The 10,287-nt window shown below is 64.2% G+C and carries 7 protein-coding genes; all 7 read left to right on the top strand.

Annotated features, from left to right (window positions below):
• The first annotated feature begins 23 nt into the window (after positions 1-23).
• The 7 genes from tssK (at position 24) to ACP5M5_RS05085 (ending at position 10,278) form a co-directional block, all read left to right on the top strand.
• Positions 24-1,388 carry a type VI secretion system baseplate subunit TssK gene (gene tssK / locus ACP5M5_RS05055; RefSeq protein WP_427935954.1) on the top strand — a complete coding sequence of 455 codons (1,365 nt, stop codon included), beginning with the start codon at positions 24-26 and terminating at the stop codon, positions 1,386-1,388.
• On the top strand, positions 1,388-2,194 hold the full coding sequence (locus tag ACP5M5_RS05060) for a DotU family type IV/VI secretion system protein (RefSeq protein WP_427935955.1): 807 nt from the start codon (positions 1,388-1,390) through the stop codon (positions 2,192-2,194). The genes tssK and ACP5M5_RS05060 overlap by 1 nt, the downstream gene beginning before the upstream one ends.
• Positions 2,191-6,246 carry a type VI secretion system protein gene (locus ACP5M5_RS05065; RefSeq protein WP_427935956.1) on the top strand — a complete coding sequence of 1,352 codons (4,056 nt, stop codon included), beginning with the start codon at positions 2,191-2,193 and terminating at the stop codon, positions 6,244-6,246. The genes ACP5M5_RS05060 and ACP5M5_RS05065 overlap by 4 nt, the downstream gene beginning before the upstream one ends.
• 5 nt (positions 6,247-6,251) lie before the next feature.
• Complete coding sequence (gene tssA, locus ACP5M5_RS05070) at positions 6,252-7,412, top strand: type VI secretion system protein TssA (RefSeq protein WP_427935957.1); 1,161 nt, start codon at positions 6,252-6,254, stop codon at positions 7,410-7,412.
• A 211-nt stretch (positions 7,413-7,623) separates the two neighbouring features.
• Positions 7,624-8,184, top strand: a complete 561-nt coding sequence (gene tssB / locus ACP5M5_RS05075) for a type VI secretion system contractile sheath small subunit (protein ID WP_427935958.1) — start codon at positions 7,624-7,626, stop codon at positions 8,182-8,184.
• A 68-nt stretch (positions 8,185-8,252) separates the two neighbouring features.
• Positions 8,253-9,731 carry a type VI secretion system contractile sheath large subunit gene (tssC, locus tag ACP5M5_RS05080; protein WP_427935960.1) on the top strand — a complete coding sequence of 493 codons (1,479 nt, stop codon included), beginning with the start codon at positions 8,253-8,255 and terminating at the stop codon, positions 9,729-9,731.
• Positions 9,732-9,777: 46 nt separating this feature from the next.
• Entirely contained in the window at positions 9,778-10,278 is a 501-nt protein-coding gene (locus tag ACP5M5_RS05085) for an Hcp family type VI secretion system effector (protein WP_427935961.1), read from the top strand.
• Positions 10,279-10,287: the final 9 nt, after the last annotated feature.

Genomic DNA, 10,287 nt, shown 5'->3' on the forward strand with positions numbered 1-10,287 from the left:
ACGATATGCGTTGGGAGATCGCTGTGATTGATGCGCGCTCGATTCCGCCGGCGGTGCAATGGCATGAAGGCATGCTGCTGTCGCCGCAACATTTTCAACAGGCGACGCGGCGCCAAGAGAGCTTGCAGAGCTATATGACCCTGGCCGCGGCGCCCTATGGCTGGGGCGTGAGCCGCCTCAGCATCGACAAGGCGGCATTGGTGGGGCGGGTTTTCGCGGTCACCGAGCTTGAGGCCATCCTCCCCGACGGTCTCGTCGTCACCCATTACGCCCATCTCGACCCTGCGGCGCCGCGGCTTGAGTTCGATCTCGCGCCGTTGCTCGCCGATCCGCGGCCAAAACGGATCGCCGTGCATCTCGCAGTCGCAGCCTCGCCTTCTGGCGCCGGTCAGCATGGCGGCCATCAGCGCTATCGGCAGTTCGAGGACTCCAATGTCCTCGATGAAAACACCGCCGATAACGGCATTGCCATGGCCCGCTATGTGCCGCTGCTCGGTTTGCAGATCACCGAGAGTCCGCAGCACCTGCCCTCTCAGCGCTTCGTCAGCCTGCCGCTCGCGGTGCTGGAATGTGGCCCGCAGGGGGCGGTCCAGATCGATTATGAGCCGCCGCGTTTCCGTCTCGATCAGCAATCCCTGGTGTTTCAGTGTGCGAACCGCGTCTGCGCCGATTTGCGCAGTAAGGCGACCGAATGGGGGGTGCGGTTGAGCGGCGCCCTGGCCGAGGGGCAGGCGGCGGTCGCGAGCGAGAGCGTCACCACGCTCCGCATGATCGCCCGCGGGCTCCCGCGGCTCGATGCGCTACTGGCGACGGCGGCGACGCATCCGTTCGATCTCTATCTCGCGCTCTGCGATATTGCCGGCGATTTGTCGGTGATCGGCGGCCAGGTGATGCTGCCAGCCTTCGGCGGTTACCGGCATGTTGAGCTTCTCGGCGCTTTTCAAGCCGTCGCCGGTTACATCGACGCGGCTTTGCGTCAGTTGCGGACGCCCTACAGCTCGGTCGCGTTCGAGCATCCCGAGCCCGGCCGCTTCATTATGGTGATGCGGCCTGAGTATCAACGTGCGGCGAGCCTCGTGATCGGCGCTCGGCTGGGCGCGGGTCAGGATGCCGCCGCGGTGCGGGAATGGTTCGATAGCGCTGTCATCGGCGGCGTCTCGCGGATCGCGGCGATGCGCGACAACGCCGTGATCGGGGCGGCGCGGGAGGCGATCGGCAGTGTGCCCGAACTCGATCTGCTGCCGCCGCCCAACATGGTTCTGTTTCGCGTCTCGACCGAGGCCGGTTTCGTCGCCGCCGGCGACGTGCTGGAAATCAGTCAGACCGCCATGCGCGAGCTTGCGGAGCCGGTGGAACTCCGCCTCTTCTACGCGGCGTCGCAAAGCTGATGGCGACGCTCGTTCTGTCGCGCGAAGCCGAGACCGCGCTCAGACGCTACAGGGTCTTCTATCGCGAACTATTCCAGATCAAACGCTTGCTGCAGGCCGGCAATTTCGCAGCACTGGTCGGCGACGCGGCGGCGTCGGGCATGCTCTCGGGCAGTGTGGGCGAGCAGACGCTGCAGGCGGCGCGGCAGCGATTGCGGACGGCGATCCTCGTCGATGAAGGGCTCGGCGAGGGCGCCGGGGCTGGAATGGGGGCGAGCCGGCGGGCCGGGATCAGCCCGGGCTATGTCTGCGCCGCCGTCGCCGATGCGGCGCTGCTTCACGATATCGACTGGCCGGGCCGGAGCGGCTGGGCGGAGACACCGCTCGAGGTTCTGCTCTATCGCAGCAGGATCGCGGGAGATCGCATTTTCGATGCCGTCGACGATCTCGTCGCCCGACATCGCGAGGACGCCGAGGCAACGGCGCTCACCATCCTGCTTGCGCTTGAGACCGGCTATCGCGGCCGCTATCGCGATAGCGATGACCGCGGTGAGATCGAGCGGCTGAAGGCCCGGCTCTATGAATTCGTCTTCCGGATACCGCCCACCGCCGCCTTTCCCCTCAAGGGGCTTGCCGTCGGCGCTGAGGAGGCGCTCGTCAATGCGCGCCCGGTGTCTCTCCCGGCGTTGCGCCCGTGGCTGATGGCGGCCGTCGGGTTGACACTCGTCTATCTCTTCGTGAGCTTGGCACTTTGGCATGACGGCGTTGCCTCTCTGGTCAGCGATTCCGCGCGGGCCGTCGATCTGCTGCACCAGGTTGTGCCATGACGGGTGCACTCGCCTTGCCGCCGGCTTTGGCCGATCTGCTGCCGGCGCTCGCCATGGTGTTCGCGGGGGCGCTGGTGATGGCAACGATCGCGGCGATCCGCCAGTTCCGGCCGAAGCCCCCGTCCATCCCCGCCCCCGCGCGCGGAGACGGGCCGCCGGCGCCGACGGGCTTCCGCGCCGCTGCCGTGCGGCTCGCCGCGCTCCGCGATCCCCATGACGGCATCGCCGGGATTCCGCTCATGGTCACGATCGGCAGTGCGAGCGCCGATCTGCGGCGCTTTATACCGGCGTTGCGGAGCGGCGATCTCGCCCGCGCCGAGCGGGATCTTTTCGTCGGCGACTGCCGGTTCTCGGTCTGCCCCGATGGGGCCGTGGTGAGCTTTGACGACGGGCTGCTGCAGAGCGAACGCGCCGAGGCCCGCTGGGCCGCACTCCTCAAAGGCCTGGCCACCATCCGTGCCGACCGTCCGTTCGACGGTCTGGTCGTCATGCTCGATGCGGGCGCGCTCCATGGCCCCGGGCGCTGGGCCGATGATCGGATCGTGGCCCTCGGGGAGCGGCTCCATCAGTTGATCTGGATGGCGCAGCGCGCCGGCGGATGGCGGGTGCCGATCTATCTCGTGCTCACCGGATGTGAGTGCCTGACTGGATTTACGGCGACCCTTGAGGCGATGAAGAAGGAAGCGCCGCTCATCCGACAGGCGCCGTTCGGCTGGACGGTTCCCTATGCGCTCGAGAGCATGTTTGAGCGTCGGTGGGTGCAAAACGGTATCGACGCCCTGGTCTCGCGCCTCTCTCTGGCGCAGGCGCCATTGCTCGTCCGCGCCACCGAAACCGCGGCGGCGGAGCAGATCCTATTATTTCCCGAGGCCGTCGCCGCGTTGGAAGAGCCGCTCGCGCAAATACTGACGCCGATGCTGCAGCCGAGTGCCTATCACGAGGCGTTCATGTTTCGTGGTTTCTACTTGACGGGCGGCGCGCCGCCGGATGGCGGCACCGAGCCCGCGGCCTTCGCCGCCAAGCTATTTCACGACAGGATTTTCCCCGAGCACACCCTCGCGCAGCCAGCCCTCGGGGCGACGACGCGCCGGCGGCGCCAGATCCGCATGGCGCAGGCGGGTCTCGCCGTGCTCGCGATGCTGATGGTGATCGGCACTGTCGTCATCGAGCGCGAGCAAAGCGCCATCGCCTCGGCGCAGCCCCTGGTCGCGGCCAGTCTCGACATCGCTTCCGAGGTGAGCATGAAAGGCATACCGGACCTCGCCGAGCAGGCCGCTGCGACCCGAAAACTGCTCAGCGCGATGAGCGGCGTCGGGGTCAACAGCATCGAATCCGTCTGGGCGCCGCTCTCTTTGCTGAGCGGGGCCGATAATACCGTGACCGCTGCGATCCGCGGCGCCTATGAACATGTCATCCTGCGCGAGGTTCGCGGCCGGCTCGCGAGCGGCGAAGCCGTGTTGCCGGGCAATTTCGAAGCGCGCGCGGCGGCCTGCCCCGGGCCATCGGCGCCGTCGGCCAATGAGGCGTCCGCCGGGGGAGGGGGCGTCGACGGGGTCGCGCAGATGCAGCAGATCGTCGGGCGGCTTGCGCAATATCCGCAGCAGATCACCTTCTATCGCCAGCTCAGAAACCACCCGGAGATCGATGCTCTCAAGCGATTGCTCGGGTTTTCCCTCGAGATCGCACTGCCGGATTCATTTGAGACAGACAATTATCTCTACCTCGTCGCTCTGAAACAGGCGCAGTTTCCGCCGTTGTCGATGCCGCGATTGCGCGAGAATATCGGCCGGATCCTGGCCTGCCCATTCGCGAACGCGCTCGCCAGCGCCTATGGCGCCAACCCGCTCGCGCGTGCGGTGGCCAGGGTCGTTGAGGCGAGCCGCGGGATGTCGCCATCACCCTCCTGGCAGGGGGCTGCCGATCACATCCGCGCGCTTGGCGAAGCGCTGCGTGCGGCGGAGACGGAAGCAGCGCAAGGCAAGCATGAATGGCTAATCCACGAGACCGAGATCGCCCCCATCGCCGCGATCCTTGCGCAACTGCGTGGCCTGGCATCGTCGTCGGAAAGCACAGGTCAGGATACCGTCCCGATCGATCCGGCGACGGTGGCGGCGTTTGCCAAACTGGCCGCGAGCGCCGCTGCCGATGCGAGATCGTCGCTGCTCGCGGCAACCGTGTTCGGCGGCACCAAGGTTCTCGCCGTCGAGGGCGGCGCGGTGACAGTTTCGCCCCCGCTCGTCGCGATCCGCAAGACGATCGACGCCCTGCTGTCGCTGCCACTGATGACCACTGTCGCGCCTCCGGCCGATCTCGGGCGGGCGCTCACGGCCGGTTTGCCGCCGGTTTGGGACGACGGCGATTTGCGCATGTTGCAGCTGATCTCAGAGGGTTTTCTGGTTTTCGTCGCGCAGTCTCTGGCCAATGAGCCGGCGCTTTTTCAGGCGCAGGTGTTGGCCGCCGCCGGCGAGCAGCTTGCAAGGCTGCTCGCGGGCGCGATGGTCGCCCCGAACGCCGAGGCGGCGGGCGCCCTGTTCCAGCGAGGGGCGATTTCCGGGGCGGCGGCGTCCGGCGGCGCGGCGGCGCTCCATGCCGACATTGCCCATTTCGCGGAAGCGGCGCCGGTGCTCGCCAATATGCGCGAGGCGCTGCGGACGACCGGGCAGATCGCGAATGCCGCCCGCATCGATCAGCTCGTTGCCGAGCAGGCGGTCGGCCTGCTGGCCCGCGTCGATGCCATTCTGCTTTCAGCCGATCCCTATCAGCTCGCCGATCGCAGCCTCTCCTTCTGGACCGGCGCGCCGCCGCTGGCCGCGCCCGCTTTTGGCGCGTCATCGCTCGCCGATCTCGTCGGCACTCTGCCCGCGCGCCGCGACTATGTCGAGACGCTGGCGCGGGATTATGCCGCGCCGCTGATCAATTATCTCGAGCAGAGTTCGGCATTGCTCGCCGGTAATCAGCGGGCGCTGCAAGATCGCTGGCAAGGCATCATCGCGACACTCGACCGCTATCACGCCAACGATCCCGCCAATGCCCTGAGCCAGCTCGAACAATTCATCGCCGCGGATATGGACCAGATCGATCTCGCCAATTGCCGCCAGCGGCTCGCAGGTGGTGGTGGCGGCAACTGGTTTGCAGACCAGCTCGGCATCATCCGCAATGCCGTCGCCCGGCGCTGCGCCAGCGTCTCCTACAGCGATTTGGTCGCGCAATACGGCGAACTCGCGACGGCGTTCAATCGCGATCTCGCCGGGCGCTTCCCGTTCGGCGATGTCGCCGCGCCGGACGCGTTCGCGGGTGACGTGAAGCGTTTCTTCGACCGTTTCGGCCCCGATCTCGCAACTCTCGCAACGCGGCTCGCGGCCACCCCCGCCTATGCCCGCGCCGGCGCCGATGCGTTCGTTGCCAGCCTGGTTGCCGCACAAGCCGCTCTCGCCCCTATGCTCCTCAATCCCGCGCCGGACGCGCCGCTGACCTATGAGGTCGCGGTCGATTTCCGCACCAATGCGGGCAGCGATCCGGGCGCCGATCAGGTCGCCGAGGCCTCGCTGCAATTCGGCCAGCAGACCTTGTCCTCGTTCGCGGCGCCCGCTGTTTTGGCCTGGAGTAATGGCCAGCCGGCGACGATCGCCGTGCGCTGGGCGACGAATGCGCCGAGCATTCCCGCCGGCGGCGGTGTGCCGAACCCTTCGGTGAACGGTCTCGTCGCATCTTACCGGTTCGGCGGCGCTTGGGCGCTGCTGCGGCTGATCACGACGCTCGCGCCGCCGCCAGGCGTGCTCATGCAGCTTTCCGATCGGCGGCCGGAGACCATCGGCTTGCAGATCAACCTCAAGCCCAATCCGACTGCGGCCACCGGCGGCGATACCCGTGTTGCGGTCGCACGCCTCTTCATGCGAATCGGGTTGACCGCGATCATCCAAATGCCGGGTGCGCCCGACAAGCGTGTGCCCGTTCTGCTCCCGGTCTTTCCGACCGCAGCCCCGTTGCCGCCGCCGGCGTCACTCTCGTCACCGATGAGCGCGCCGCGCGCTCTGCCAAAAGCCGCAGGCTAGCTCATGTGTTTCACCTGATCAGGAGATTATTTATTCCAAAATCAGAAGACCTTTCTGATATCGATGCTCTACTCGCCCCGATCCCGGGGCCGGCGCGCACGGGTGTGGATCTGCGGTGGGATCCGGTCTATCGCGAGATCGCCGAGGCGAGCCGCGATGAGAACCCGCAATTGCCGCAAGGGGTCTGGGCGCGCGACATCAAACGCGCCGATTGGGCGGAGGTCGAGCGTTTGTGCCGCGGCGTGCTCCGCGAGCGCAGCAAGGATTTGCTGGTCGCCGGCCGGCTCACCGAGGCGATCACGCACCGCCAGGGCTTTGCCGGCATGGCATCTGGCTTGCGTCTCGTGCATCTGCTCTGTGAGCAGTTCTGGCCGGATCTCCATCCCGCCATTGATGACGGCGACCTCGCACCGCGGCTTGCGCCGTTCGAGTGGATGAACACCCGGTTCTCGACGCTGCTTCGCAGCCTCCCTCTGGTCCGCGGCCAGGATAGCGAGCAGAAAGCCTATACCTGGACCGATTACGCCAATGCCCAGCTTCTTGAAAGCCTGCGACAACGTGATCCGAAATCGGTCGATCGCTCCGAGGCCGCGGGGGCGGTGACGATGGCGATGTTTGCGGCGATGTGTGAGCGGACGGAGAGTCTGTTCTGGCGGCAAAACATTGCCGCTCTCCATGATAGCCACAGGGCTCTTGCCGCTCTCAATACGGTTCTCGAAGCGCGATGCGGCCGCGATGCGCCGGGCTTGAGCGCGATCGGCAATGCGATCAATGATATCCTCAATCTCACCGAACTTTGGCTTGCCAAGCGGCAGTCGGCGCCGGCGCCCTCCGCGCCACGCGAAAACCCGCCTCCAGCGCCTTCTCCCACGGCGCCGCCGGTGCCCGCTCCGTCTGCTACGCCGCCGGCTGCGGGTGCCATCGCTTCGCGCGAGGACGCTTATGCCCGCCTTGCCGCGATCGCCGATTTCCTGCAACGCGCCGAGCCGCACAGCCCGGTGCCCTATCTGCTCCATTGCGCCGTCTCGTGGGGCGATTTGACCTTCGCACAACTGATCGCCCTGTTTTCGAGCGCCGGCCTCGATATTGCGCAGGTCTTCGACCTTCTCGGCATGGCGGCGATGGTGGGTCCGGAGATGATGGATGATGGAGACAGCGACAAATAATCCGCCAATCGGAGAAGTCGAGCCCACAGGAACGTTAGTTTTTCGTTACCTCACAGCGAAAAATTAACGTAATTGGGCGCCGCATCTGTCGTCAAAGCCCTCACACACCAGTAATCCTTCAGTTGCCCAGAATAATAAGCGCTTTTTTCTGGACAGATAGGGTTTCGTTCGTGCTAAATGGCATTGGATTTTTGCGTCCATGGGGGGGGTCATGTCCGAGAGCAAGCAGCAGGTTCTTTCGCGGGTTCGCCCGCCGCGCGTGCAGATCACTTATGATGTCGAAACGCTCGGCTCCATCCAGAAGAAAGAGCTGCCGTTCATTGTCGGCATTCTCGCCGATCTGTCCGGCAAGCCGGAAAACCCCCTGCCACGGCTCAAGGAGCGGAAATTCGTTGAGATAGACAGAGATAATTTCGACGATGTGATGGGTGCCATAGCCCCCCGGCTCGCCTTCCAGGTGGCGAATAAATTGCAGCCCGATTCGAACGAAATGATCAATGTTCTGCTTTCTCTCAAGAAAATGGGGGATTTCAGCCCCGATCAGATCGTGCAACAAATTCCAGCTCTGAAGAAATTGTTTGACGCTCGCTCCAGACTCAACGATCTGCTCGCCAAGCTCGATGGCAATGATGATCTCGACGGTCTCCTCGGCCAAGTGTTGGCTGACACCGCCGAGCAAGCCAAGCTGCGCGAGGATCTGAAAGCGTCGTCGGCTGCGGATCCGGCGTCGCCGGCGGAAGGTGGGGCGCCAGCGGAAACGCCGGCCGGCTGACAGGTTCGCATCCGCAGAAAATTGAGATCGCGTTTGGATCTGGCCCGTTTGGATTTAGGAGGAATGTCGTGGCTCTCGAACCAGACTCATCCACTGCCTCGGCCCCGGCCACGTTGCTCGATCGCATTCTCGACGAGGGCCGGCTGGTCCGCGATCCCGATCCCGCTATGCGGTTGGCGGCGCGGGGGCTGGTTGAGGAATTTGCCAGCCGCGTGGTCGAGCAGACCGGCACCACCAGCCTTGACGTGACACAGCGGATTCAGTTTTGTATCGCCGAACTCGATGATTTGATTAGCGCGCAGTTGAACGAGGTCATGCATCACGAGGCATTCCAGCGCCTCGAGGCATCATGGCGGGGACTGCATGACCTGGTCATGAATACCGAGACCGGCACCAGGCTAAAGCTGCGGCTGCTGAACGTGAGCAAGGCTGATCTCGCGAAAGATCTGAAGAACGCCATCGAGTTCGACCAGAGTGCTCTGTTCAAGAAGGTCTACGAGGACGAATACGGCACGTTCGGCGGCAATCCCTATAGCATGCTGGTGGGCGATTACGAGTTCGGGCCCGGCGCCGAAGACATGCTGCTGCTGACACGCATCTCGAATGTCGCGGCGGCGGCGCATGCGCCGTTTATCACCGCAGCCGCGCCGGCGATGTTCTTTCTCGACTCCTTTACTGAGCTTTCTGCGCCGCGCGATCTCGCGAAAATTTTCGAAAGCAGCGATTTTGCCGATTGGCGTGCCTTCCGGGCGAGCGAGGATAGCCGCTATACCGCTCTCGTGCTGCCGCGGGTCTTGCAGCGCTTGCCCTACGGCCCCAACACCGTACCGGTCGACGGCATCTCGTTTGTCGAGGACGTGGACGGCACCGACCATAAGAAATATCTCTGGGGGAATGCGGCCTACAAGCTCGCGCACCGCATCGTCAGCGCCTTTGCCGTCTATGGCTGGACGGCGGCGATCCGGGGCGTCGAAGGGGGCGGCAAGGTCGAGGGATTGCCGGCGCATAGTTTCTCCACCCCGGAAGGTGACAGGGTGCTGAAATGCCCGACCGAGGTTGCGATCACGGATCGGCGCGAAAAGGAACTGAACGATCTTGGCTTCATCGCGCTTCTCCACCACAAGGGTGAGAATTTTGCCGCTTTCTTCGGCGGACAAACATCACAAAAGCCCAAACTCTACGTCTCCGAGGCGGCAAACGCCAATGCCCGGCTGTCGGCGATGCTGCCTTATGTTTTGACATCATCACGATTTGCCCACTACATCAAGGTCATCATGCGCGACAAGATCGGCAGTTTCATGACCAAAGAAAACGTCCAGGCATTCCTCAATCTTTGGATAGGCGAGTATGTCCTTGGCAAGGACGATGCCGGGCAGGTTCTGAAGGCGCGCTTTCCACTCCGAGAGGCGCGGGTCGATGTCTTCGATACACCCGGCAAGCCCGGTGTCTACACAGCGACAGTGTTTTTGCGGCCACATTTCCAATTGGAGGAGCTCACCGCATCCATTCGTCTGGTCGCCGAGCTTCCGCCACCGGTCGCCGCCTGACGTCGGTTCGGCCGCCAGTTTCAACCTTTGAGTCAGGACCCGTTTCATGGCCACAAATCTTTTCCTCAAGTTCGAGGAGCCGGAGATCAAGGGCGAATCCGGCGACAGCAACCACAAGGAAGAAATCCAGGTTCTCTCCTGGAGCCACAGCTTCAATCAGCCGACCAGCCCAACCCGGAGTTCCGCCGGCGGCGGCACCGTCGAGCAGGCCAATCATAGCGATTTCACGTTTACTAAATACGTCGATGCCGCGACCGATGATCTGCTGAAATATTGCTGGAGCGGCAAACAGATCGGCAAAGGCACCTTCACCGCCTATCGCGCCGATGGCGACAACAAGCCGGTGAAATATCTTGAAATTATCATGGAGAAAATAATCATCTCCACTGTCGGCTTTGGCGGCGGCGCCGGCGATCTGGCGAGCGAAACCGTCACCCTCGCCTATGGCAAAGTCACCTACACCTATATACCGCAGAAAGTAGATGATGGCACCGGCGGCGGTGCCCAGCCGGTTCATCACGATCTTATCGGGCAAGAGGTGGGCTGATCACGGGAG

It is taken from the genome of Acidibrevibacterium sp. (genome assembly GCF_049965395.1).
In the GTDB taxonomy this organism is placed as follows: domain Bacteria; phylum Pseudomonadota; class Alphaproteobacteria; order Acetobacterales; family Acetobacteraceae; genus Acidibrevibacterium; species Acidibrevibacterium fodinaquatile.